This is a genomic window from Paenibacillus agri, assembly GCF_013359945.1.
Lineage (GTDB): Bacteria > Bacillota > Bacilli > Paenibacillales > Paenibacillaceae > Paenibacillus_AQ > Paenibacillus_AQ agri.
The window spans coordinates 1-243 of the sequence record NZ_JABWCS010000034.1 but is presented as its reverse complement, the minus strand read 5'-3'; the positions used below and the strand labels follow the sequence as shown (position 1 = coordinate 243).

At 49.4% G+C, this 243-nt stretch carries 1 rRNA gene; it reads left to right on the top strand.

Going from position 1 to position 243, the window contains the following annotated elements:
- Positions 1–243: ribosomal RNA gene (locus HPT30_RS00155) — 23S ribosomal RNA — on the top strand; the annotation flags it as partial.

Genomic DNA, 243 nt, shown 5'->3' with positions numbered 1-243 from the left:
CAAGGCTAAATACTACCTGGCGACCGATAGTGAATCAGTACCGTGAGGGAAAGGTGAAAAGCACCCCGGAAGGGGAGTGAAATAGAACCTGAAACCGTGTGCTTACAAAAAGTCAGAGCCCAATCTAGGGGTGATGGCGTGCCTTTTGTAGAATGAACCGGCGAGTTACGTTTAACATGCAAGGTTAAGTCGAGAAGACGGAGCCGCAGCGAAAGCGAGTCTGAATAGGGCGAATGAGTATGT